Genomic DNA, 24,358 nt, shown 5'->3' with positions numbered 1-24,358 from the left:
GGCCCTCACCGCTACCTTCGGGAACCCGCGGCACAACCGCCGAAACCACACACCAGAGCACACGTTCGGAAGAGTGCGAGCACCATGTCCAAGATCCTGTTCGTGATGACCGGCGTCGACCACTGGACCCTGGCCGACGGGACCCGGCACCCCACCGGCTTTTGGGCCGAGGAGGCCGTGGCGCCCTACGAGATCCTCACCGAGGCCGGACACCAGGTCGTCGTGGCCACCCCTGGAGGGGTCGAGCCCACCGTCGACGAGACCAGCCTGACCGCCGACGCCAACGGCGGTGTCGAGGGCGCCGAGCGCGTCGCCTCCGCCCTGGCGTCCATGACGGAGTTGGGCGCACCGATCCGTTTGGAGGAGGTCGACCTGGACGACTACGACGCCGTCTTCTATCCCGGTGGGCACGGACCCATGGAGGACCTGGCGGTCAGCTCGGTCTCCGGTGACCTGCTCACCAACGTCCTGGACTCGGGCAAACCGCTGGGTGTGGTCTGCCACGCCCCGGCCGCGTTCTTGGCCGCCGAACGACCCGATGGCACCAACACCTTCGCCGGCTATCGGGCAGCGGCCTTCACCAACGCCGAGGAGGCCCAGGCCGGCCTGGCGGACAAGGCCCGCTGGCTGCTGCAGGACCGCCTCGCCGAGGCCGGTGTCCAGGTCGAGGAGGGGGAACCGTGGGCGCCCAACGTCGTGGTCGACCGCACCCTGGTCACCGGCCAGAACCCGGCCTCCTCGGCACCCCTGGCCCGGAAGCTGCTCGAACGCCTGACCTGAAGGGCGCCCACCGGCATCGAGGCGGTCTGCGAAGGAAAAGGACGCCCTGGCGCGCCCACGCCCGGCGGCCAGGGCATCGACCCGGTCCATCCACCCACGAAGCGCCGATCGACATGGGAGGAGGGGCCGGGCCAGGGGTGGGTCAAGGGTGGGCCCGTGTAGTGGCCCGAGAGGCACTGCGATCGTGCGTGGACACCCAGGCCACCCCGCAGGTGAAGGGCATCTCCACACACCCCTTGGACAGACAAGGCGCCCAGGAGCGAAGGTGTGGGGGGACCAACGGTTGGGCGGCCACGCACTCGGGGTCGGTCTCGACCGGGCCCAGGGTCGCCAGCAGCGCGTGCGCCCGGTAGGGGCCGAAGGCGGCCACCGCACGGTTGCGCAACCGTTGTTCCAGTGCCGGCCCCAGCCCCTCACGGAAGACCTGTTCCTCGGAGAAGGTCACCATCGCCAGGTCCAGGGCGGCGCGCTGATCCCGCGTCAGATCCGGGTTGGCCAGGTCGAAACGGCGCAGGTGCTCGGCCCACAGATCACGTCGCTGTTCGGGGGAGAGCTCGGCGAAGATCAACCTGCGTCGCACCAGGGGGTGGGCGGCGAACTCGTCGAAGTCGGTGGGCAACCGGGAACGGTGCTCCTCCACCCATTCACGGGCCAACGCCTGATCGGAGCGGGCCAGGTCCGGGGTACGCCGGGCCAGGGTCAGGTCCCACACGGCGCCCAGGCCGGTGACCACCCGTCCCCACCGGTGGTGATCCTCGTGGGGCGCCCGCCGACCGCGACCGAGTTCGCCCAGGACCTCCACGACCCGCAGGCTCGCCCGCGCGCCCAGTCCGCGCATCAACGGCGCGATCATCGCCGCCCCGCGCCAGCAACGCACCCGCCGCCCGTACCTGCGGATCAGCGTCGGCACCCAGGGGGCCGCCGGTCCCCACTGCCGGGCCCGCCAGGCCCGCACGTCGGCGTGGGTGAGCGGCAGGGTCTCCAGCCTGCCCGCCGAGGCCCTGGCCACCGCGGTGGAGATACTCGCGCACCGCTCACACGAGGAGTCGAACGCCAACACGTACCGAACCCGAACGTCGTCCATCTGCTCCCTTCCCAGCTTCACCACACAGTCTTGTGGCCAGGAAGGCGGCCTGGGGCGGGTTTTCGGAACTCGAGTTCGCCAATCGCTAACGCCTCAAGCGCAAAACGGAGCGAACTCGGACCAATTCGCGCTCGTTCTGTTGTCGAGAGAATGATTTTCCGAGTTACGGTCGGTCCCTGGATCCCCGCCCGGCACAGCGCGAAATCCAGTGGCACTCGAACCCGGGCCGTGCAAGGTTGTGTACACCGCGAACGCGGAGGGAACACGGTGGGCCGAGGGGCCGGCGCAGTGGACGGGGCCATGTCGGCCGAACGTGCCCTGCGCAGCTCATTGTGGCGACGCGACGACCATGGGCACCGGCGTCTGTACCACCACGCCCGAGCGCTGTCCGCCCGCACCGGTGTTCACCTGAGATGAGCCGTCGGGACCATGCCCGGTCAGGCCACCACCCGGGGAGCCAGGCGTTCCAGTTCCCTCACGGCCGCGGCGATCGCCGGATGCGCGCGCGATCCGGCCCGGGTGAACACCAGCAATTTGCGGGACGGAGCGGGTACGCCCTCCAACCGCACCCGACGCACCGGCAGCTCCGGCGACAGGTCCGCCAGACGGGGCACCAACGCGATCCCGAGCCCACCGGCGACCAGCGAGGCCACCGAACCCCACGCCAACGCCTGGTGACGACCCTGCGGGGTGAATCCGACCGCGCCGCAGGCGGTCATGGCGTGGGCATGACAGGTGGTGCCGGGCGGGGGCAGCACCCACGTTTCACGGGAGGTCTCCAACAGCGGCACCGCGTCCCGAGCGGCCAGAGGGTGGTCGTGGGCCACCAACAGATCGAGCGGATCGTCCAGCAACGGGGACTGTTCGAAACGGGTGTCGCTCAACGAGGGGGTGGCGGGGGAGGACTCCATGATGGTGAGGTCGATATCACCTCGAAAAAGCAGGTCAAGGCTCTCTCCGGGCTCCGATTCCCGAACCTGGACGTCCAACCGCGGGTACTCTGAGAGCAGAGTGACGGCCATGGGCGTCAACAGCCGCGACAGCGCGACGGGAAACCCCGCCACACGCAGCGGTCCGGCGGGTTCGGTGCCCAGCCCACGCATCTCGATCTCCGCCCGTTCCCACCGGGCCTGGATCGCATCGGCATGCTCCAACAGACTTCGCGCGGCCGCCGTCAGCCGCACACCACGCCCCTGGGGCTCCAACAGGGTCACGTCCAACTCCTTGGCGAGCTGACGGATCTGCTGTGACGCCGCCGAAGGGGTGAAGTGCAACGCCTCCGCGGCGGCGGTCACCGTCCCGTGGTGTGCCACAGCGCGCAGGATGCGCAGCCGGCGAAGATCGATCATGTAGCCGATTCTTCACAGTGTCCTCCAGAAACTCAACCTGGACCGCGAGGGTCCTGGGGCGTGAAGCTGGGACGGAGAAGACCGAACACGACGGAGCGCTCAAATGACCAGTGTCTGCCCGCACTGCGGATGGCCCGACGCCCAGCCCTTCCAGGTGCTCTCCCGGCACCGGACCGGATCCGGTCTGACCGTGTGGTCGCGCTGTGCCTGCGGATCGACCCAGGTCCGCGAGATCGGCGTCTCCGGCACCAGGATCCTGACCCGAGGACGCCCCGTCCGCAGTCCGGAGAACCCGCCTTGCGCCGCCTGACCGGCGAAGCGGCGTTGTCCACAGACGCCGGCGCGGAAATCGTGGCGCCGAAGCGGTACACGATACGGTTACGGGCATGGGGCACACATCGGCGCGGCCGTCCACATCGGCCGAGGACTACGTGAAGGTCATCTACGACCTCCAGGAGCGCGGTACCGGACCGGTGACCATCTCCGGGATGGCCGAGCGGTTGTCGGTGTCCAATTCCTCGGTTTCGGGGATGCTGCGCAAGCTCAACGAGCTCGGGTTCGTCCAACACCAGCGCTACGGCAACGTGAGCCTGACCGAGGTCGGAACCAAGGCCGCCCTGGCGGTACTACGCCGGCACCGGCTGCTGGAGACCTACCTGGTGGCCGAGCTGGGCTACTCCTGGGACGAGGTCCACGACGAGGCCGAGATCCTCGAACACGTGGTCTCGGACAAGTTCGTCGACCGCATCGCCTCCCATCTGGGGGATCCGGTGGTGGATCCGCACGGTGACCCCATCCCGACCCGCGAGGGCACCATCGTCCAACGTGAGACGGTGCTGCTGTCGGAGGCCGAGGCCGACACCCAGGGGGTGATCGTGCGGGTCAACGACATCGACCCCGAACTGCTGCGCTACCTGGCCGACATCGACATCGGCATCGGTATGCGCGTCACCGTGATCGAACGCCAGCCCTTCGCCGGATCGATCCAGATCTCGGTGCGTCCGGAGAAGGGCGGCGAGGAACGCGAGCAGGCCCTGGGTCTGGTCGCGGCCGAGTCCCTGTGGATCAGCCCGGAGGACTGACCACCCCGAACCCCACCGTGGCCCTGGTCGTTTCGCCCTCGACGACCTGCCGGGGATGAAAGCCCCGCCACGTCGAACGATCGTCGGGGTAAGAACCCGCCCAGGCGGGCGAAGGGAACACGAGGGGCGGCAAGGCACGCGGGGCCGCGGGCTCCTCAGGGCCCGACGCATCGACGCCTGGGACCCGTACGTGCGTCGATGCACGTGCCCCATTACAGGTCTTGAACGGGCGGTCGCCGGCGGGCCTGGGATCGGGAACCATCGCGCGTTCCTACTGAGGAGAGACCCGAGCGGACGTGCTGCGCGAAGAGTTGACGCGCTCCGCCCGAGACGGTACGCGTATCGTTCTGCCGATGCCCGCCGCCCGCGCCCTGGCCCGCGGGTTGGACTCCCCGGCACTGCGCGAAGTGGCGGGGTCGGGTCGCGTCGACCCGGCGGCGGAGGCATTCTCCTTCGCGCTGAGGGAGCCGGGGCTGTCCTGGCCCACCGAAGGAGAAGCACACCTGCACGCCGCCCGGCGACTCTGCGCCTGCCTGTTCGAAGGCGACCCCGGTCCCGCCGAATCCGTGAACGCCACCGAGGAGGTCTACCACCACCTGTGCACGGTGGCCTCCGAAGGCGCCGGACGATACGACTGCATCGGGTTCCCCCAGGTCTGCCTGAGATGGGAATCGCTGACGGCAGGTGGGGTCGTTCCCGCCCCGGATGAGTGCCGTTCCATCGTCGAACGCACACGAGCACCGGCGCGGAGCCTCCTGGCCGAGTCCACCGGAGGGCACGGGCCGGGTGGGAGGTCCCACCCGGCCCCGGTTCGGGCGCGACCTAGACCAGGGGTCGGGCGCCGGGTTCGCCGGACTCGATGACGAACCGGGCCCGGTCGCGGATCGGGGCGTCCGGTTCACTCACCCGGTCCACCACCCGGTAGTCGACCGTCCACTCGGTGGGGGTGAGGGTGTTGCGCACGTACCCGCGGTTGCGGTTGATGAACTTGATGTGCGGGTTCTCCCGCAACTGGACCTCATCACCCGGGTTCTGTTCGACACCGTCGCGTCCACTGGTGAAGGACGTCCCCACCAGTTCGGTGGCGACCGTCGCCGAGTCGGGGTCGTCGAAGTCGGCCTTGACGTCGACCACGTAGTTGGCGTGCACGTCCCCCGTGAGCACCACGGCGTTGCCCACCTCGGCCAGCTCGTCGCGCACCGCGTCGCGTTCGACCTGGTAGTTGTCCCAGGCGTCGTCGCTGAAGTCGGTGGGCGCGCCATCGGCGAAGTCGCGCTGGGAGAAGAACACCTGCTGGGCCAACACGTTCCAGGTGGCGGTGGAATCGGCCAGCCCCTGGGAGAGCCAGCGCCGCTGGTCGGCGCCCAGCAGGCTGCGGTCGGGGTCCCCGCGCTCCTCATCCGCCACCTGCACGTCCCGGTACTGGCGGGTGTCCAGCAGGTGCATGTCGACCAGGTTCCCGAACACGAGCCGGCGGTACAGGTGCAGGTCGGGGCCGGCCGGGCGTTGGGCGGCCCGCAGGGGCATGTGCTCGTAGTAGGCCTTCAGGGCGTTCTCTCGACGCTGCAGGAATTCCTCGGGCGGAATGTCCTCCTCGTAGGAGGTGTCGTCGGCCCAGTTGTTCTCCAGTTCGTGGTCGTCGAAGACCACCGCCCAGGGAAAGGCGGCGTGCGCGGCCTGCAGGTCGTGGTCGGTCTTGTACTGGGCGTGGCGGATACGGTATTCGGCCAGGGAACGCACCTCCACCGGGGGCAGGTGACCGCGACCGATCTCGCCCTGGTCGCCGGTCTCATAGATGTAATCGCCGAGGAAGGCCACCAGGTCCAGGTCCTCCTGGGCCAGGTGGGCCTGGGCCGTGTAATGGCCGTGCGTGTAGCTCTGGCAGCTGGCGATGGCGAACGCGAAGTGGTCCAGACGTGCGCCGGGGGCCGGGGTGGTGCGGGTGCGTCCGACCGGGCTGATCTCACCGCCGACGCGGAACCGGTAGAAGTAGTCGGCGCGAGGACGCAGTCCCTGTGCCTCCACGTGCACGGAGTGGGCCTGGTCCGGGCCGGTCTCCACCGTTCCGGAGGCGACCGGACGCGAGAAGTCCTCGTCCTGGGAGATCTGCCACTGGACCTCGACGACGCGCTCGGGCATGCCGCCCAGACCGTCCTCGGCCAGGGGATCGGGGGCCAGTCGGGTCCACAGGACGACGCTGTCGTGGAAGGGGTCGCCGGAAGCGACTCCCAAGGTGAAGGGGTCGGAGATCTTGGGGCCTCGAGGGGCCGAGGTGGCCGCTGACGTGGATGACGCACCGAGAGTCGTGCCCAGCGCCGCGGCACTCAAAGTGACGGCGCCCATGAGCGCCTGACGTCGGGTCGCGGTCACACCTGGTAGGGGAGAGGAAACGGAAGGAGTGCTGGAGCGGGGGGTACCCGGCATGCGGTGTCTCCTGGGGGTGTCGGGGGGAAAGGGCCGTTGACCATCTCGCCACGGGTCCGGGTACGTTCCAACCACCGGCGAATGAACATCTCGTGACCTTCTGCGTTCGCTGAGTGACCCAAAGTCACGACTTCGGCCCGTAGGGTCCTCAGTGCCCCTTGCCTTCATGGGAGCCCTTCTGTGGGATACACGCTCGAAGCCGTCATCGCCGATGCCGCACTGACACACGAGGCGACGGCCGGCCTTCCCCGAGCCCAACGATTCGGACTATCGCAGGGGATGGCCCTGGTTCCGTTGACCGACGCGCTGTACGATGCCGGGCCTTTGGGGAGCGTCCCTTCCGCGAGTTCCACCTGTTGCCCGCGTGGCGGGCCCCTCGCCTATGTGAAGATCGACTCCTTCGGTGGAACCACGACCCAGGCGGTAGCCGTGTGGGAACACGGCGAGACCGCCCTGGGGCCGTTGTACGTGGGCGCGGACGAACCGGCCCTCGCCGAGGGGGTCCCGCCCTCTTGGGCCCTGCGCCTATCGGACGTGACCGTGGGCCCCACGACCAGGACGGGTCCATCGCCGCCGGGTCGGGAGCCCACCGTCACGCCGAGGACTGGACCGAACGCGCCTTCGACCGAGCCGGGTCAGTCGACGCGGACGACGTGCTTGCCTCGCACGCCCCCGGCCTCCAACGCCCGGTGGGCGGCGGCGACGTCGTCGAGTTCGTACACGGTGTCCACCACCGGACGCACCCGCCCTCCTTCGACCAGGCCCGCGAGTTCGCTCAGCAACGGCCGCTTGGGGTTGCCGCTGAAGAAACGCACCCTTCCGCGCCCGTACACGGTCGAACCAACGATGTGGCCCAGGTCGCGCACCGTACCGAAAGCGATGGCCACCATCCGACCACGCGGGGCCAGCAGGGCCCGGTAGTCGGGCACGTCGGTCCCCACACAGTCGATGATCACGTCGAAGGCACCCAGGTCGGCGGGTCCGTGCGCATGGTGGTCCAAGGCGACGTCGGCGCCCAGTCCACGCACGAAGCCCAGGTTGGCCTCCCGAGCCAGGGCCGTCACGTGCGCACCCCTGGCCTTGGCCAACTGCACCACCACGCTCCCGACCCCTCCCGCGGCGCCGCGCACCAGCACACGCTCATTCGTGCGCAGGCGCGCGTGGTCGCGTAGCGCGGTGATGCCGGTGGTGCCACCCGCGAGCAGGGTGACCGCCTCGACCGGATCCAGATCGGCCGGGGCGGGGGAGAGCCGGCCCGGGTCGACCACCACGTACTCGGCGTTGGACTCGGTGGCCAGGCGCGGCAGGACACCCCACACCCGTTCCCCCACTGTCACGGTGGAGACCTTCGCGCCCCTCGCGACGACCTCACCGACGAAGTCGACCCCGAGGGTCTTGGGGAACCGTCGACCGCCGAGGAGGGCGAGCCCACCCGATCGTATGCGCAGCTCACCACCGTTGACACTCACCGCACGTACCCGCACCAGGACCTGACGCGGAGACGGTTCGGGCCGGGGCACGGTGGCCACGTACAGCACCTCCGGAGGGCCGTAGCGGTCGTATCGGGCCATGCGCATGCGTTCCAAGATCGTCCCCGTTTCCTCGCCCGGCGGGCACTTTGCGCCACCGTCGTCACAAAGGTAACGACCAAAACGGAGGGGGTCCTCCGGTTAGCGCTAAAGTGGGAGACATGACGACCGGATCCTCTCGGAAACCTCGCACCGACGCGCTGCACAACCGCCGCCGCGTCCTGGACAGCGCGCGCACGATCTTCGCCGAGCGGGGCATCGAGGCGTCCATGACCGCCATCGCCCGTCGGGCCGGGGTCGGCGTCGCCACGCTCTACCGGCACTTCCCCACCAAGTCGGAACTGCTCGCCGAGGTCTCCTGCGGCCAGGTCGCCGAATGTGTGTCGGTGATCGACGACGCCTTGGCCGACCCCGACCCCTGGCGGGGCTTCACCACCGTGATCGAGAAGATCTGCGTCATGCAGGCCACGGACCGCGGCTTGAGCGCGATCTTCCTGGAGGTCCTGCCCGATCCGGCCCTCTTCGAGGCCGAGAGGATCCGCGCCGAGAACGGTTTCGCCGAACTCGCCCGCCGGGCCAAGGAGGCCGGGCGGCTGCGCCCCGACTTCGTCCGGGACGACCTCACCCTGGTCATGATGGCCAACAGGGGGATCACGGCCGCCACCGAAGCCCGGACCATGGCCGCCTGCCGCCGGCTGAGCACCTACCTGATCCAGGCCTTCGAGGCCCGACCCGGGCGATCGCCCCTACCTCCGGTGCCACGATTGGGGCCGCACCCGGACCTGCCCACCGGCCACTGACATCGCAAGGGACCTTGTCCACAGGTCGAAAGTCCGCTCGCACCGAACCGAACCGCTGTTCCAGTCTTGTGACGTGCGCAAGCGACGTTAAGCCATGGCCAAAGGTCGATCCGCGGCGAACGCCCGAGGACCACCGGACGCACTGAACGCATCCGGTGTCCCCGAACCGTTCGATGGAAAAAGGCCTCCATGACCACCGTGAACCCACGCGTGTCCCGCACGCGTCCGATCCGGCCGACCCGACCGGTCCACGGCTACGCCTTCTTCGAGGAGTTCGTCCTCCTCTACCCGCTCTACGCCCTGCTGTTCACCGAGAACTGCCTGACGGTCACCCACATCGGCGTGCTGTTCGTGCCGTGGTCCCCGACCTCGGTGCTGTTGACCGTGTCGACCGGTTCCCTGGCCGATCCGGTACCGCGCCACCACCTGCTCGCCGCCCTGCTCCTGGCCCGCCGAGGCGACCGAAACCCGATACCACGAAGTTCTGTGCAGATTTTCCCGTTCCTTGGGAGTTCCGTCCGAACCCGAACGGTCCGGTGAGCGTCTCCCCAGGTGTCGGGGCGTTCGCGCTCCGACGCGGGTGCGAGGGGCAAAGCCCACCGTGCCGCACCATGCCCGAGGACGGCGGGCCGTGGTGCACGGGCCGTAGGTGTCGAGGGACCACCTACGGCCCGCCCATTTTTTACGGCGCACCCTATTGCTCCCCTTGACCCGATGAATAGCATCGATTGTTGTGGCTCACCAGACGACGAACACCGCGAACCAGGACGACCTGGACACCGCGTCCGTGCGCGGGATCAGCGTCGGTTACACCGATCGCGGGGCGGGATGCCCCGTCCTGTTCCTGCACGGCCATCCCTTCGACCGGACGATGTGGGAACCCCAGGTCCGGGCCCTTGCCGGACGCGGTTACCGAACCATCGTTCCCGACCTGCGCGGTTACGGCAGCTCCACCGTCGTACCGGGAGTCACCCCCCTGGACGTCTTCGCGCGGGACATGGCCGCGCTGCTCGACCACCTGGGGTTGGACGTGGTCAACGTCGTGGGCGTGTCCATGGGCGGCCAGATCGCCCTGGAGATGTGCCGCCTCTTCCCCGACCGGGTCGACTCCCTGACCCTGGTGGCCACCAACCCCCTGCCCGAGACCGAACAGGGCTGTCTGGCCCGTGAGCGGTTGGCCGCACGGCTGCGTGAGGAGGGCATGCGCGGCTACGCCGACGACATGCTCGTGGGCATGATGACCGCCGAAAACGTCCGCGACCTGCCCGCGGTCGCCGACCACGTGCGCGCCATGATGTGCGCCGCCCCGCCCGAGGGAGCGGCCGCCGCCCAGCTGGGTCGGGCCCGGCGCCCCGACCACACCCCGTTGCTCAAGCGCATCTCCGCCCCCACCCTGCTCGTGGTGGGCCAACACGACGGGTTCACCCCGCCGGAGGGCGCCGAACTCATGCACGTGCGAGTCCCGGACTCGATCATGGAGATCATCGAGGGAGCCGGCCACCTTCCCAACCTGGAGCGCCCCGAGCGCTTCAACGAGGTACTGCGGCGCTTCCTCGAAAAGAACCGTCTACGTCCCAGCCTCTCCGAGGTCGGCTGAGGACGGCCCCGACCACTCGGGCCGGGGCCACCCCTTCGCGGGCCGGCCCCCACGCCGGCCCGCGCCGGATCAGACCTTCTCCACCGGCATCCACAACTCCCCGGAGGCCAGGCCCTCCTCCTGCTCGTCGTAGTCCACCTTCAGCATGTCCGGCCCCTGCCCTCGCTGGTAGGCGGGGTTGGAGGGGAACCACTCGGAGAAGGCGTACAACCAGATCCGCTGGATCTGCTCGGGGAAGGTGTACCGCTCGAAGGGAAAGACCACCCAGGTGCCCGCCGGCACCCGCAGCGACTCCATCCCCTCGGGAACCTCCGTGGAGAAGGTGGCGGCCGCCTGGTAGTAGTCGATGTCGCCGCCCTCCCCACTCCCCGGCTCCGGGGTCCGGGTCACACCCAAAGCCCCACGCGGTTCCTGGTCGGACAGTTCCTCGATCCTCTCGTGAGTGGCCTCGTCGATGCCCTTGACGAACTCGATCATGGCCTCGTTGGGCCCCTCGCAGACCAGCGGCACCCGGGCTTTGGGGCCGGTGACGGCGAACGCGTCCTTGTCGACGATGCGATAACGCATGATGGTGTTCCCTTCGATGGTCAGGTGGAAGGTCAGACGCGATTGGGAGGTGAGCGCGGCGCCGCCGCGGCGGGCCTCGCCCGGACCGACCCCGTGCACGGAGCGAAACGCCCGCCCGAACGCCTCGGCCGACCCGTAGCCGTAACGCACCGCGATGTCGAGCAGGGTGTCCCCGCCCTCGATCACCTCGGCCCCGGCCAGGGTCAGGCGCCGCCGACGCACGTACTCCGAGATCGGCATCCCGGACAGCACCGAGAACATCCGTCGGAAGTGCTGCTCGGAGACGAACACCGAGCGCGCCATCGCGGCCACGTCCACGGGCTCGCCCAGGTCCCTTTCGACCCGCTCCAACGCCTCGTTCAACCGGTCCAGCATCGGTTCCTCCCTTGCTCGCACCGCCCAAGTTACGGACGTCCCACCCACCTCGACCCGACGATCGCGGTACGGGTTCGGTCAGGTCGACGCGCGCTCCGAACCGCCGTTTCCACCCTTGGAGAAAGGGTCTGTCCCGCCCATGTCCTCCGTGCCAGTCTGATCGACAACCCCCTGACCGAAGGACCCCATGGCGAAGAAGCCGATCCGAACCGATGCCGAACATTCCCCTCGCCCACCCCTGGGCCGCCGATTCGGCATGCTCCTGGGCGCCATGGGCATGGGCAACCTGGGCGATGGAATCGCGGTGGTGGCACTGCCCTGGTACGCCGCCACCCTCACCGACGATCCTTTCCAGGTGGCACTGGTGGGCGCCGCCACCCGCCTGCCCTGGCTGTTGTTCGCCCTGATCGCCGGAGTGGTGGGCGACCGCGTCGACCGACGCCGTCTGATGGTGGCCGCGGCGGGCGTCAAGACGGTACTGCTGGTGGTCCTGACCACCGCGGTCGCCCTGGACGCGGGCTCGATCCCGCTGCTGATGGCCATCGCCCTGCTGGTGGGAACCTGCGAGGTGTTCTTCGACAACACGGCGCAGGCGATGGTGCCCACCCTGGTCCCACGCCAAAGGCTGGAGCGGGCCAACGGCCACCTGCAAGGGGTGGAGCGGGTGCTCAACAAGTTCCTGGGCGCCCCGATCGCCGGCATGCTACTGGCCGCTTCCACCGCCTGGGCCTTCGGCGCGCAGGCCGCGCTCATCCTGTCGGCCCTGGTCTGTTTGGTGGGTCTGCGAGGGGACCATCACCCGGCGACGGCCGGGCAGAGGCACCCCGGCATCCTCATCATGCTGCGCGAAGGACTGACGTGGCTGTGGCACCACCCGGTACTGCGCTTCACCGCCCTGGTCAGTGGCGCCTCCAACCTGGCCGCGGCGATGATGGCGGCGGTCCTGGTGCTCTTCGCCCAGGACGTGCTGGGGGTGGGACCCCAGGGTTATGGCCTGTTGATGACAGTGACCGCGGCGGGCGCCGTTCTGGGCGCGCTGGTGGTGCCCTCCTTCGCCCACCGCGTGCACCCTGCCACCGCCCTGGCCGTGATCCTGACGATCCTGGGCACCACCGCCCTGACCGTAGGGCTGACACGTTGCGTTCCGATGTTCGTGATCTGTTACCTGTTCACCGGGTTCGCCTCCACCTGGTGGAACATCACGATGATCAGCCTCTTCCAGCGTCTGACCCCCGACCGACTGCGTTCGCGGGCCTTCAGCGCCCACCGGACCCTGTCGTGGGGGATGCTCTCGGTCGGTATCGCACTGGGCGGCGCTCTCGCCTCCACCCTGGAAGGGGGGTTGGGGCGGGAGTGGGCCCTGACCGCCCCCTTCCTGACCGCGGGAACGATCGGGCTGACCCTGGCCGCGATCGTCGCCTCGAGGCTCACACGAGGGGTGATCGACCGGTCGCTGATCGAAACCGAACCGGCCTGACTCAGGGCGAACAGGAAAATACTGGAAATCTTCGGGCAACTTCCGTGTCTGATTCGACGTGGCGCCCTTCCGGAAACCACCATGGACCTTCAGGATCGTCGGCAGGCCGACCCCGAGAAGGAGGTGGGCGGGGCGGGGGTACACACGCCCCGCGAACTTGATGGATCTTGGTTTTCTGCGACCTCTGTACGAGAACGACGGCCCCGTGGCATCGGTGCACCTGGACACCAGCCGGGACACCACCGACGCGGACAAGAAGATCGAGTTGCGCTGGCGCCACCTGCGCGAGGAACTCAAGGCGCTGGGAACCGACGAGGCCACCCTCGACGTGCTGGAGGAAGCCATCGGGGAGGGCAACTCCCGCGCCTACGGTGACCACGGCCAAGCGGTCTACGCCTCCGAGGGACGGCTGTTGGGCGAATACACTCTGGCCTCCCCGCCCGGACAGGACCGCGCCTCGTTCCTTCCGATCCCCGACGCCCTTCCGTTGGCCATCGACCGCGGCCGTCGGCTGCCCTACGTACTGGTGGCCCTGGACCGGGTCAAGGCCAAGGTCTACGCCTACGGCGGCCATCCCAGCGAAGGGCCGGTTCTGGAGTCCGAGAACATCGGCGAGAACATGCAGAACATCGACGGCGCCACTCGAATCTTCCCAGGTCAGCGCGGGGACGCGGGTGGACGCCGGGCCGACACCGGCACCGCCCAGGACATCTGGCGTGAGAACGCCGCAGGGGTCGCCGAACTGGTCCGCGAGGCCGTGGACAAGGTCAGAGCCCAGGCCATCATCGTGGGTGGAGACGACGAGGCCATCGCCTATCTGCGCGACAACCTCGGCCCGCGCCGACTCACCATCCCCATCAGGGTGGTGGCGGGCGGCCGCGGAGGAGTCGACGCGGAGGAACGCCTGCAGGAGAGCGCGGAGGAATGCCTGCGAGAGCTCGTCCAGCAGGAACAGGAACAGACCATCGACGACTACCACCGCAAACTCGCCCACGACCAGGCGGTTCGCGGCACCACCCCCACCCTGCCGATGCTGTCGGAGGGCCGGGTGGACACCCTGCTGCTGGGCTCCGACCGAGAGGACGAACCGCAGCTGTGGGGTTCGACCACCTCCCCGATCCTGGTGGACACCTCACCCCGGGGCCTGGACGATCCGAAATCCGGTTTCCAGGCACCGGCCAGCGCCCTGATGCTGCGCTCGGCGGTGCTGTCGGACGCCCGGTTCAGCGAACTGCTGGAGGAGGGCGAACCCAGCGGCGATTCCGGGGCCACCCTGCGATTCCCCAAGTAGTCGTCACCGACCGAAACGGTGCCCCGCTCCCATCCATGGGGGAGCGGGGCGCTCCCATGTCCAGGACACCCTGCGGGGCGACCCCACCCCCATCGGAGGTCGGCCCCATGGCCCGCACAGGGGACAGGCTCCTGGCGTCGAGGCGGTACTTTCGCCGACAAGACGGGACCGGGCGGCCGACGACGTCGCCGCCCTCGACCCGAAGGTGGTGCGACGACTGCCGGTACGCACCACCCGCACCGACCCACTGTCCACGCTCACCCCCGCGTGAGCGCGACGTCGGGAGAGAACACGGGTCGGGCCCCGTCGGGAGTGCTCCCGGCGGGGCCCGACCTCGACCACGTGCCGCGTCCGGTCTCCTACTGCGAACCGGTGGCGGACTCCACCTCGGCGATGAACTGTTCGGCCGCCTCCTCGGGCGTGATGTTGCCGAAGGCCAGCTCGTCGGACACCCGCTTGGTGATCTCCACGACCTCACCGGCACCGATCGGCGGCGGCGGGTTGCCGTCGACGATGTCGCCCTCCACGTCCGACAGGAAGATCGCGCTGCGCTCGTCCGCCTCGGGCAGCGAGCTCAGGATGTGCGCCCGCACGTCGATGTTGGCGGGCAGCCCCAGGTCGGCCAGGATCAGCTCGGCCGCCTGGTTGTCGTTGAGCATGAAGTCCACGAACCGGGCAGCCTCCTGCGGGTGGTCGGTCCCGGCCGAGACCGAGTAGAACATCGCCGGCTTGAAGTACATACCGGTGCGCTCGTTCTCGTTCTCACCCGGGTAGCGCAGCAGCTCCAGGTCACGGTCGGAGGAGGCGGTCAGACCACCCAGCTGGTTGCTCCAAAAGTGCGCCATCGCGCCGGTGTTGGTGGCCAACACCGACTGGTCGGGGCCACCCGCCTCGATCTCCACGCTCTGCGAGGCGCCCGGTTGCCCACCGCTCTCCAACAGGTCCTCGGTGATCCGGAACCACTCGGCGAGGGTCTCGGTCGAGAACGCGAGCTCACCGTCCTCGTCGTAGAGGTTCTCCCCGTGCTGACGGGCGAAGATCTGGAAACCGCTCTCGTTGTAGGACATGCTCTGGGTCCCCACGACCTCGCCGTCGGTGGCCTCACTGATCTGCGCGGCGATCTCGACGTAGTCGTCCCAGGTCCACGTGGTGTCGTCGGGCATCTCCACCCCGGCCTCGGCGAAGGCCTCCGGGTCGGCGAGGACGGCGTAGACGTTCACACCGGAGGCCACCCCGTAGGTCTGACCGTCCAGGTCACCGCTGTCGGCGATCAGCGGGTCGATCTTGGACAGGTCCAACTCGTCGGAGAACTCGTTGAGGTCGGCCAGTGCGCCCCGGTCACCGTACTCACGCAGGTACCGCTCCTCCTGCATCATGATGTCGGGGGCGTCGTTGGCGGCGGTGCTGGTGGCCAACCGGTCCCAGTACGAGCCCCAGTCGGTGTAGTCGGGGCTGATCCGAACGTCCGGGTTCTCGGCCTCGAAGATCTCGATGACCTGCTGCATGTTCGAGTGCCGATCGTCCGCTCCCCACCAGGAGAAGCGCAGTTCCACCACGCCGTCCTCGGCGGAGGAGCCGGCCCCGCAGGCGGAGGCGAGCAGTGTGAAGGCGGCGACCAGAGCCAGGGGAGCGGCCGTGCGGCGTGTGCGTACGCCGCCGGAGGGGATGTTCATCGGGGGGTCCTCAAGGTCTCGTTGTTCGGATGTTCGGGGTGCGCGGGCGGGGCCACGCCGGGGGTCGTTCGGGTCAGGTTCCCGAGCCGACCGCGCTGCGCAGTTCGGAGACGAACTGCTCGGCCGCCTCACGCGCGGTGAGATTGCCGAAGCTGAATTCCTGGTAGGCGCGCCGGTTGATGTCGACGATCTCGCCCGAGCCCGCGGGCGGGGGCGGGTTGCCGTCGACGACCTCGTCCTCGATGTCGGCGAGGAAGTCGGCTCCCCGGCTCTCGGCCTCGGGCAGGTCGGACATGATGTGCTCGCGTACCTCGGTGTTGGCCGGCAGCCCCAGATCGGCCAATACGATCTCGCCCACCTCACCGCTGTTGAGCAGGAAGTCGACGAATCGGGCCGCCTCCTGCGGGTGGTCGGTCCCGGCCGAGACCGAGTAGTACATGGCGGGCTTGAAGTAGGTGCCGGTGCGCTCGCTCTCGGTCTCTCCGGGAAAACGCAACAGCTCGATGTCGCGCCCGGAGGCCTGGGTGATGGCGCCCAGCTGGTTGCTCCAAAAGTGCGCGGTGGCCCCGGTGTTGGTGGCCAGCACCGACTGGTCGGGGCCACCGGCTGCGATCTCCACGCTCTGGGAGGCGTCGGGTTGCCCGCCGCCTCCCAGGAGCCGATCGGTGAGCTCGTACCAGGCCTGCAGGGTCTGCTCGGAGAACGCGACCTCACCGTCCTGGTCGAAGAGGTTCTCCCCGTGCTGACGGGCGAAGATGTGGAAGGCGTTCTCGTTGGTCAGTCCCTGGGTCCCCACGATCTCACCGTCGGTGGCCTGGCTGATCTCGATGGAGATCTCCACGTAGTCGTCCCAGGTCCACGTGGTGTCGTCGGGCATCTCCACCCCGGCCTCGGCGAAGGCCTCCGGGTCGGCGAGCATCGCCGAGGCGTTGACACCGGTGGGAGCGCCGTAGACCGCCCCGTCCACCACCCCGCTCTCGGCCACCAACGGGTCCAGACCCGACAGCTCCAGACCCTCCAAGGTGCCCAGATCGGCCATGGCGCCCCGCTCGGCGTACTCGGTCAGGTAGGACTCGTCCTGCATGATCACGTCGGGGGCGTCGTTGGCGGCGACGCCGGTGGCCAACCTGTCCCAGTAGGCGTCCCAGTCGGTGTAGTCGGGGCTGATCCGAACGTCCGGGTTCTCGGCCTCGAAGACCTCGATGACCTGCTGCATGTTCGAGTGCCTTTCGTCCGACCCCCACCAGGAGAAGCGCAGCTCCACCACGTCCTCGGAGCCACCGGAGCAGGAGGTCAGGGCCAGGACCAACGCGCCGGCGACCGCGGCGACCATGGCCGGACGCGGGTGTCGTCGTGCGGAGCGGGTGCGCGTGAGGGGTGGCACGGGGGGATCCCTTCTGTGGTGCGGGTCTACTTGATGCCGGTGGTGGCGATGCCCTTGACGAGGTAGCGCTGACCCGCGAGGAAGAACCCGAACACCGGTCCCAGGGCCACCACCGACATCGCGAACAACGGCCCCCAGGAGGTCTGGGAACTGGAGTCGACGAAGGTGCGCAGCGCCACCGGAACGGTGTACATGTCGGGACTGGTCAGGAAGATCAGCTGACTGAAGAAGTCGTTCCAGGTCCAGATGAAGGTGAAGATCGCGGTGGTGGCCAGGGCCGGCAACGACAGCGGCAGGATGATCTGACAGAAGATCCGCACGTGCCCGCAACCGTCGATACGCGCCGCCTCGTCCAGGTCACGGGGCAACCCGCGGATGAACTGGACCATCAGGAAGATGAAGAAGGCGTCGGTGGCCAGCAGCTTGGGGACGATCAGCGGGTAGAAGGTGTTGATCCAGTCCAGCTGCGCGAACAGGATGTACTGGGGAACGATCACCACGTGGATGGGCAGCATGATCGTGGCCAGCATGATCGCGAAGAAGAGACGCTTACCCCGAAACTCCAGGCGGGCGAAGGCGTAGGCGGCCATGGAGCACCCGATGAGGTTGCCGATGATCGAGCCGGCCACCACGATCGCCGAGTTGAGCAGGTAGTGGTGGAAGGGGAACTGCAGGGCGCCCCAACCCTCGGTGTAGTTGCTCGGGGTGAAGCTCCAGGGGATGAGCCCGGGTTCACGGAAGATCTCCGCGGTGGGTTTGAAGGAACTGGAGAGCATCCACAGCAGCGGGTAGAGCATGATCAGGCCGAAGCCGATCAGCCCGATGTGGGTGAGCAGTCGTCGTGTGCGCGCGGACCGGGTCCGAGTGGAGGTGGAGGCCGGTGCCTTGGTCTCAGTCGCCATAGAAAACCCAGTACTTGGAGGCCAGGAAGTTCACGGCCGTGAACCCCCCGATGATCATCAGGAGCAGCCAGGCCATCGCCGAGGCGTAGCCCATGTCGAACGACCCGAAACCGCGTTGATACAGGTAGAGCGTGTAGAAGAGGGTGGAGTCCGAGGGCCCGCCGGTGCCGCCGCTGACGATGAACGCCTGGGTGAAGGTCTGGAAGGCGTTGATGATCTGCAGCACCAGGTTGAAGAAGATGATGGGCGTGAGCATCGGAACGGTGATGTTCCAGAACCGGTGGAGGGGACCGGCCCCGTCCACCGCGGCCGCCTCGTAGTACATCCGAGGGACCTGGCGCAGCCCGGCCAGGAAGATGACCATCGGGGCGCCGAAGGTCCACACGTTGAGCACGATGAGGGTGCCCAGGGCGTAGTCGGGATGGGACACCCAGCCATACCCCTGCACCCCGAAGAACGCCAGGATCTGGTTGACCAGACCCTCGGCGCCGAAGACCTGCCGCCACAGGATGGCGACGGCCACGCTGCCGCCCAGAAGCGAGGGCAGGTAGTACACCGAACGGTACAGGGCCAGGCCGCGCACCCCTCGGTCCAGGACCATCGCCAGGGCCAGGGCCAGGGCCAACTGGAGCGGGACCGACACGAACACGTACACGAAGGTGACCCGGAGCGCGCTGCGCAGACGGTCGTCGCCCAGCATGCGTTCGTAGTTCTCCAACCCCACCCACTGGTGGTCACCGATGAGGTTGTAGTCGGTGAAGGAGAAGTACAACGAGGCCAGCAACGGACCCGCGGTGATGACGATCAGGCCCAGGAACCAGGGGGCCAGGAAGCCGTAGGCGGCCAGGTTCTCCTGGCGGCGCCGACCGGTACCGCGGCCACCGGATCCCTTGGTCACGCGGGCCTTGGGCGGTGTGGGGTCGACCTTCTTGGGGCTTCGCTGGAGCAGTGCGCTCACGGCGCATCACTCCAAAGGCGCACCTGACACCGTGCCGGGCACGGGCGGCGGCTGAGAGGGCTCATGGTCGGGGACCACCAATCTGGTCAGGGCGGATGCGGAGGATGTGGGGCCGTCTCCGCCGACGTGGCCGAGAACACGTGGCGAACTCGCAGGTTATGGCCTGGTAAGCGCTATCCATAGTTTAAGATGTTCAGTTTCTAGCACCGGGCCAGATGGGTGTCAACAGACGATGGCCCCGCTGGAAACCCCTCTCCGGATCGTTATCTTCGGCCCTCGACGGCGTCGACGAGCCGAAAAAACAACTCCGGAACCCGCGTTCTGGCCGGTCCGAGCCGTTTTTCTCCCCTTCCGATCCAGGGGAAATCCATGGGCGATCATTGAGTTCCACCCTGGAAAGCGTTTACCCTGACCGCGTGAACGACACCTCTCCACGCAGGTTCGCCATCGTCGGCACCGGGTCCAGGGCGCGAATGTACACCCGCGCCCTCACCGACACCCATCGGGACCTGGGCCTCCTGGTGGCCCTGTGCGACACCAACGCCACTCGCATGGCCGTACACAACCGGATCGTCACCGAGGCGGGGCTCGACCCCGTCCCCACCTACCCGGCCGAATCCTTCGGCCGCATGCTCCACGAGCAGAAGGTGGACGAGGTCATCGTGTGCACGATCGACCACACCCACGCCGACTACGTCGTGACCGCCCTGGAGGCCGGCGTCGACGCCATCACCGAAAAACCCCTCACCGCGGACCTGGACGGCCTCAAACGCATCAACGCGGCCCAGGCCCGCACCGGCGGGCACGTCACCGTCGGGTTCAACTACCGCTACAACCCCGTCCACCTCAAGCTGCGCGAACTCATCTCCTCCGGCGCCATCGGCGAGGTCGGCTCGGTGCACTTCGAGTGGCTGCTCGACCTGCGCCACGGCGCCGACTACTTCCGCCGCTGGCACCGCGACAAGGCCAACTCCGGCGGTCTGCTCGTGCACAAGGCGAGCCACCACTTCGACCTGGTCAACTGGTGGATCGGTGCCCGACCCGAAGAGGTCTACGCCTCGGGCCGGCTGTTCTTCTACGGCGCCGAGAACGGCCACCGCCACGGTGTGGCCGGCGACTACGCGCGCGGGCACGACTCGCCCGAGGCCACCCGGGACCCCTTCGCCCTGCACATGGCCGACAGCCCCGACCTGACCGCCCTGTACCTGGAGGCCGAACACGAGGACGGCTACCGGCGCGACCTCAACGTCTTCGGTGAGGGCATCACCATCGAGGACGACATGTCGGTGCTGGTGCGTTACGACAGCGGGGTGCGGCTCGGCTACCACCTGGTGGCCTACGCGCCCTGGGAGGGATACCGGATCTCCATCACCGGCAGCAAGGGCCGCCTGGAGCTGGACATGACCGAGTTCGAGCACACATCGCCCGAACAGGACGAACAGCACCCGGTCCGCGGCATGCCCGCCCCCAAGGAGAACACCACCGCCCGGCTGTGGCTGCGCCGTCACTGGCAAGAGCCCGAGGAGATCCCCGTGGCCGTGGGAGGTGGTGGCCACGGCGGCGGTGACGTCGCCATGCTCACCGCCCTGTTCGGCCGGATCGACGACGGTGTTCGTCCCGATCACGCCGACGGCGGCAACGCCCTGATCACCGGGCTGTGCGCCAACGCCTCCATCGCCTCCGGTCGTCCGGTACGCGTGGCCGAACTACTGGGAGAGGAAGACCGGTGAGCGCCCTCCCTCCACCCGAGGGGCCCGTGCCCGTGCTCCTGGTGGGCCTGCACGGGCACGGGCGCTCCCACCTGCGCGCACTACGACCCATGGTCGAACAGGGGATGGTGCGCCTGGTCGGTGTGTGCGACCCTCGCCCTCCGGCCCCCGACGACGACCTGGAGGGGCACGGCCCCCTGCCCCACTTCGACGACCTGCCCCTGGCCCTGGAACGGACCGGCGCACGGATCACCGTCCTGGTCACCCCCATCCACACCCACCTGCCGCTGGCCCGCACCGTGCTCGCCCACGGCTCCCACCTGCTGTTGGAGAAACCGACCACCGCGACCCTGGCCGAGCTCCACGAACTCACCGACGCCGTCGCGGATTCCGGCCTGGCCTGCCAGGTGGGCTTCCAGAGCCTGGGATCGACCGCCATCGACCACGTCCGTGGGCTGCTGGCCCAGGGCGTCGTGGGCGAACTACGCGGCATCGGCGGCGCGGGCACCTGGAAACGCACCTCGGCCTACTACGACCGCGCCCCCTGGGCCGGACGTCGCCGCATGGGCGGACACGACGTGGTCGACGGGGCGCTCACCAACCCCTTCGCGCACATGGTCGCCACCGCCCTGGCCCTGGCCGACGGGGGCGCCCACGCCCCGAACGAGATCGTCCCCGAGCTCTTCCACGCCCACCCCATCGAGGCCGACGACACCTCCTGCCTGCGGCTGCGCACCCACCAGGGCGTCCCGGTGTGTCTGGCCGTGACCCTGTGCTCGCCGCGCAGCCTGCCGCCCGCGCTCCACCTGCACGGTGAGCACGGGCGCATCAGCTTCGAGTACACCCTGGACCGGGTCACGGTGCACCGCCCCGGGCAGGACCCGCACACCACCACCCATCCGCGCACCGGTCTGATGGAGAACCTCATCGCCCACCTGCGCGAGGGGTCGCCGCTGCTGGTTCCCCCCAGCGCCACGCTGGGGTTCACCCACGTGCTGGAGGCGGTGCGCACCGCCTCCGACCCCCGCCCCATCCCCACCCGCCACCAGGACGTGTGGCGCGAGGCGGGCGTCACCCATCGCACCGTCCACGGCATCGACGCCCTGGTCCACCGAAGTGCCCGGCAAATGATCGGCTTCACCGAACTCGGAGCCGCCTGGGCCGTGCCCGAACCCACCGCGCACCCGTTGGAGACCCGACCATGAACCTGTCCCTGAACGGCACCACCGTGGCCGTACACCGCGACGGCGCCGACGTGGACCCGGTGCTCTCACCACGACCGTTCCTGCACCCGGTGACCACCCTGGCCGGCACCACCGTCACCGAACTGCAACCCCGGGACCACCGTCACCACCTGGGGTTCGGCCTGGCCGTACCCGACGTGGACGGCACCAGCTTCTGGGGCGGGCGCACCTTCACCCCGGACCGCGGTTCGGTACTGCTGGACAACCACGGACGCCAACAGCACGTGCGCACCCTGGAGCGGGCACCCGAGCGCCACACCGGGCTACTGTCCTGGACCGACCCCCAGGGCCGGGAACTGATCGCCGAGGAACGCGCCCTACGTGCCCTGCCCCTGGACGAACACACCTGGGTGCTGCACGTCCATACGGTGCTGCGCAACACCTCGGGGCGGGATCTGAGCATCGGCAGCCCCGCCACCAACGGCAGGACCGGCGCCGGCTACGGCGGTCTGTTCTGGCGTGCGCCACTGGGTCCGCGCCCACCGGCGATCACCGGCCCCGACGGCCCGACCAACGGAGCGGACCTGCACGGAGCACGCGTGCCCTGGCTCGCCCTGGCCGGCACCACCGAGCAAGGCGCCCGGTGGACCCTGCTGTTGCACCAGGTCGGCCCCCACCCGGAACCGTGGTTCCTGCGCACGGAAGAGTACCCCGGAACGGGACCGGCCCTGGCCTGGGACGAACGCCTTCCCCTTCCGGCCGGAGCACACCTGGAGCGAGGACTGCGGGTGGCCGTCGCCGACGGCCACCCGCACGACCTCCCCGCCCTGGCCAAGGCCGTGGTCGACCCGCCCTGATCCGCCCCGGGCCGGACCGCCCTCCCTCCACGGTCCCGACCCACCAAGGGGCCGCGCCGTCCCCTCTGCGGCGTGGCCCCACCCCTGTTCCCCACACGCCCCGAACCCGCTCGGGGCCCGGAAAGGAAACCCGCCATGCGCGTGCTCGTCACCGGAGGTTCGGGAAGGCTCGGCCGTAGCGTGCTGTCGACCCTGGCCGAACGCGGACACCAGGTCACCTCGGTCGACACCACCCCGGCCACCCCACCGGAGGGGGTCGACGCGATCACCGCCGACCTGCTCGACGCCACCGCGCGCGAGGACGCCTTCACCCGCGCCGCACCCCAGGCCGTGATCCACCTGGCCGGGATCGCCGTCCCCTTCGCCCACCCCGACGTGCGGACCCTGCAGGTCAACACCGGTCTGGCCTGGGCGGTGATGGCCGCGGCCATCGAACACGGCGCCCACTCGGCGGTGGCCGCGTCCAGCCCCACCGTCTACGGCTACAACACCCCCACCTGGGCCCCGCGCTACCTGCCCCTGGACGAAGAACACCCCGTCGAGCCCTGGCACGCCTACGGACTGAGCAAGCAGATCATCGAACAGACCGTCCGGGCCCTGGCCCGTACCACCGACACCTGCGTGCTCTCCGCGCTACGACCCGGCTACGTGGTGGCCCCCGAGGAATGGGCCGGCGCCGTCACCCAACAGGGCCACACCATGGCCGAGCGCTTGGCCGACCCGGCCCTGGCCGCCGCATCACTGTTCAACTACGTCGACGCGCGCGACGCCGCCGAACTGTTCTCACTGGTCATCGAACACCCCGAACGGGTCCGCCACGGCCAGGTCTACAACGCCGTGGCCGACGACCCCCTGGCCTCCGGACCCGTCGACGAACTCATGGCCCGCCTGCACCCCGCCACCGCACCGCACAGCGCCGCCCTGGCCGATGGCCGCGCGGTCTTCTCCAACCGGCGCGCCCGCACCGAACTGGGCTGGACCCCCACCCGAACCTGGCGTGCACAACTGAGCGAAGGGCGGGTCGGCTAGGTGCGCGCCCAACCACCCACCCCATACGGCGACGGTCACCCCCGACCTTCCACTAGCCTGGGAAAGAGTTTTCCCACGGTTCATGGCAGAAGGGGCAGAGGCGTGAGTTCGTCGTACGTGACGCTGGAACAGGTGGCACAACACGCGGGGGTGTCGCTGGCCACCGCATCCCGGGTCATCAACGGCAGCACCCGCCAGGTCAGCGAACGCCTGCGCGAGAAGGTCAACGCCAGCGCCGAGGAACTGGGCTATTTGGCCAACGCCTCCGCCCAGACCCTGGCCCGCAACAGCAGCGCCCTGGTCGGCC

Annotated in this window: 23 protein-coding genes; 14 read left to right on the top strand and 9 right to left on the bottom strand. The window is 69.0% G+C overall.

Going from position 1 to position 24,358, the window contains the following annotated elements; genetic code table 11:
• Positions 1-84: 84 nt before the first annotated feature.
• Positions 85-780: a type 1 glutamine amidotransferase domain-containing protein gene (locus tag K8V84_RS24415; protein WP_304079000.1), complete on the top strand. Its 696-nt coding sequence runs from the start codon at positions 85-87 to the stop codon at positions 778-780.
• 142 nt (positions 781-922) lie between these two features.
• Here K8V84_RS24415 and K8V84_RS24410 read toward each other — a convergent pair whose 3' ends face one another.
• Both K8V84_RS24410 and K8V84_RS24405 read right to left on the bottom strand, forming a co-directional pair.
• The gene (locus K8V84_RS24410; protein ID WP_304078998.1) at positions 923-1,885 is read right to left on the bottom strand and encodes a bacteriocin fulvocin C-related protein; all 963 of its coding nucleotides are present in this window, start codon (positions 1,883-1,885) and stop codon (positions 923-925) included.
• A 416-nt stretch (positions 1,886-2,301) separates the two neighbouring features.
• Positions 2,302-3,213, bottom strand: coding sequence for a LysR family transcriptional regulator (locus K8V84_RS24405; protein WP_304078996.1), 912 nt, complete (start codon positions 3,211-3,213; stop codon positions 2,302-2,304).
• A gap of 103 nt (positions 3,214-3,316) precedes the next feature.
• Between K8V84_RS24405 and K8V84_RS24400 the strand changes: the two genes are divergently transcribed.
• The 3 genes from K8V84_RS24400 (at position 3,317) to K8V84_RS24390 (ending at position 5,158) form a co-directional block, all read left to right on the top strand.
• Positions 3,317-3,523: a hypothetical protein gene (locus K8V84_RS24400; protein ID WP_304078994.1), complete on the top strand. Its 207-nt coding sequence runs from the start codon at positions 3,317-3,319 to the stop codon at positions 3,521-3,523.
• Between the two features lie 76 nt (positions 3,524-3,599).
• Entirely contained in the window at positions 3,600-4,295 is a 696-nt protein-coding gene (locus tag K8V84_RS24395; RefSeq protein ID WP_304078992.1) for a metal-dependent transcriptional regulator, read from the top strand.
• Positions 4,296-4,648: 353 nt separating this feature from the next.
• Positions 4,649-5,158 carry a hypothetical protein gene (locus K8V84_RS24390; protein WP_304078990.1) on the top strand — a complete coding sequence of 170 codons (510 nt, stop codon included), beginning with the start codon at positions 4,649-4,651 and terminating at the stop codon, positions 5,156-5,158.
• Here the strand turns inward: K8V84_RS24390 and K8V84_RS24385 are convergent.
• The gene (locus tag K8V84_RS24385; RefSeq protein WP_304078988.1) at positions 5,118-6,719 is read right to left on the bottom strand and encodes an alkaline phosphatase; all 1,602 of its coding nucleotides are present in this window, start codon (positions 6,717-6,719) and stop codon (positions 5,118-5,120) included. The two genes, K8V84_RS24390 and K8V84_RS24385, sit on opposite strands and share 41 nt — an antisense overlap.
• A 635-nt stretch (positions 6,720-7,354) precedes the next feature.
• Positions 7,355-8,296: an NAD(P)-dependent alcohol dehydrogenase gene (locus K8V84_RS24380; protein ID WP_304078986.1), complete on the bottom strand. Its 942-nt coding sequence runs from the start codon at positions 8,294-8,296 to the stop codon at positions 7,355-7,357.
• Between the two features lie 113 nt (positions 8,297-8,409).
• Here K8V84_RS24380 and K8V84_RS24375 point away from each other — a divergent pair, with 113 nt between their 5' ends.
• From K8V84_RS24375 to K8V84_RS24365, 3 genes are all read left to right on the top strand, one after another.
• Positions 8,410-9,048, top strand: a complete 639-nt coding sequence (locus K8V84_RS24375) for a TetR/AcrR family transcriptional regulator (RefSeq protein ID WP_304078984.1) — start codon at positions 8,410-8,412, stop codon at positions 9,046-9,048.
• Positions 9,049-9,237: 189 nt separating this feature from the next.
• Positions 9,238-9,588 carry a hypothetical protein gene (locus K8V84_RS24370; protein ID WP_304078982.1) on the top strand — a complete coding sequence of 117 codons (351 nt, stop codon included), beginning with the start codon at positions 9,238-9,240 and terminating at the stop codon, positions 9,586-9,588.
• Between the two features lie 193 nt (positions 9,589-9,781).
• Complete coding sequence (locus tag K8V84_RS24365) at positions 9,782-10,645, top strand: alpha/beta fold hydrolase (RefSeq protein ID WP_304078980.1); 864 nt, start codon at positions 9,782-9,784, stop codon at positions 10,643-10,645.
• A gap of 69 nt (positions 10,646-10,714) precedes the next feature.
• Here the strand turns inward: K8V84_RS24365 and K8V84_RS24360 are convergent, their stop codons facing one another.
• Positions 10,715-11,587: a helix-turn-helix domain-containing protein gene (locus K8V84_RS24360; protein WP_304078979.1), complete on the bottom strand. Its 873-nt coding sequence runs from the start codon at positions 11,585-11,587 to the stop codon at positions 10,715-10,717.
• A 187-nt stretch (positions 11,588-11,774) separates the two neighbouring features.
• Here K8V84_RS24360 and K8V84_RS24355 point away from each other — a divergent pair, with 187 nt between their 5' ends.
• On the top strand, positions 11,775-13,064 hold the full coding sequence (locus K8V84_RS24355; RefSeq protein ID WP_304078978.1) for an MFS transporter: 1,290 nt from the start codon (positions 11,775-11,777) through the stop codon (positions 13,062-13,064).
• 160 nt (positions 13,065-13,224) lie between these two features.
• A complete protein-coding gene (locus K8V84_RS24350; RefSeq protein ID WP_304078977.1) occupies positions 13,225-14,355 on the top strand; it encodes a hypothetical protein in 1,131 nt (376 codons plus the stop codon).
• A gap of 359 nt (positions 14,356-14,714) precedes the next feature.
• Here K8V84_RS24350 and K8V84_RS24345 read toward each other — a convergent pair whose 3' ends face one another.
• From K8V84_RS24345 to K8V84_RS24330, 4 genes are all read right to left on the bottom strand, one after another.
• Complete coding sequence (locus tag K8V84_RS24345; protein WP_304078976.1) at positions 14,715-16,028, bottom strand: ABC transporter substrate-binding protein; 1,314 nt, start codon at positions 16,026-16,028, stop codon at positions 14,715-14,717.
• Between the two features lie 73 nt (positions 16,029-16,101).
• Positions 16,102-17,361 (bottom strand): ABC transporter substrate-binding protein, encoded by a 1,260-nt coding sequence (locus tag K8V84_RS24340; protein WP_304079004.1) that lies wholly within the window; start codon positions 17,359-17,361, stop codon positions 16,102-16,104.
• Between the two features lie 77 nt (positions 17,362-17,438).
• The gene (locus K8V84_RS24335; protein ID WP_304078974.1) at positions 17,439-18,314 is read right to left on the bottom strand and encodes a carbohydrate ABC transporter permease; all 876 of its coding nucleotides are present in this window, start codon (positions 18,312-18,314) and stop codon (positions 17,439-17,441) included.
• A complete protein-coding gene (locus tag K8V84_RS24330; protein ID WP_304079002.1) occupies positions 18,304-19,212 on the bottom strand; it encodes a carbohydrate ABC transporter permease in 909 nt (302 codons plus the stop codon). The genes K8V84_RS24335 and K8V84_RS24330 overlap by 11 nt, the downstream gene beginning before the upstream one ends.
• Positions 19,213-19,688: 476 nt before the next feature.
• Here K8V84_RS24330 and K8V84_RS24325 point away from each other — a divergent pair, with 476 nt between their 5' ends.
• The 5 genes from K8V84_RS24325 to K8V84_RS24305 form a co-directional block, all read left to right on the top strand.
• Positions 19,689-21,002, top strand: a complete 1,314-nt coding sequence (locus K8V84_RS24325) for a Gfo/Idh/MocA family protein (protein ID WP_304078972.1) — start codon at positions 19,689-19,691, stop codon at positions 21,000-21,002.
• A complete protein-coding gene (locus K8V84_RS24320; RefSeq protein ID WP_304078970.1) occupies positions 20,999-22,186 on the top strand; it encodes a Gfo/Idh/MocA family protein in 1,188 nt (395 codons plus the stop codon). Before K8V84_RS24325 ends, K8V84_RS24320 begins: the two co-directional genes overlap by 4 nt.
• Positions 22,183-23,022: a PmoA family protein gene (locus tag K8V84_RS24315; protein WP_304078967.1), complete on the top strand. Its 840-nt coding sequence runs from the start codon at positions 22,183-22,185 to the stop codon at positions 23,020-23,022. The genes K8V84_RS24320 and K8V84_RS24315 overlap by 4 nt, the downstream gene beginning before the upstream one ends.
• 135 nt (positions 23,023-23,157) lie before the next feature.
• Positions 23,158-24,051: an NAD(P)-dependent oxidoreductase gene (locus K8V84_RS24310; protein ID WP_304078966.1), complete on the top strand. Its 894-nt coding sequence runs from the start codon at positions 23,158-23,160 to the stop codon at positions 24,049-24,051.
• Positions 24,052-24,153: 102 nt separating this feature from the next.
• Positions 24,154-24,358, top strand: a 205-nt coding sequence (locus tag K8V84_RS24305; RefSeq protein WP_304078964.1) for a LacI family DNA-binding transcriptional regulator, incomplete at its 3' end; no start/stop codon positions are given.

The sequence above is a fragment of the Nocardiopsis listeri genome (assembly GCF_020741345.1).
Classification (GTDB): Bacteria; Actinomycetota; Actinomycetes; order Streptosporangiales; family Streptosporangiaceae; genus Nocardiopsis; species Nocardiopsis listeri_A.
Note: the sequence above shows the minus strand (reverse complement) of the source record. Positions and strands in the feature narration are given on the sequence as shown.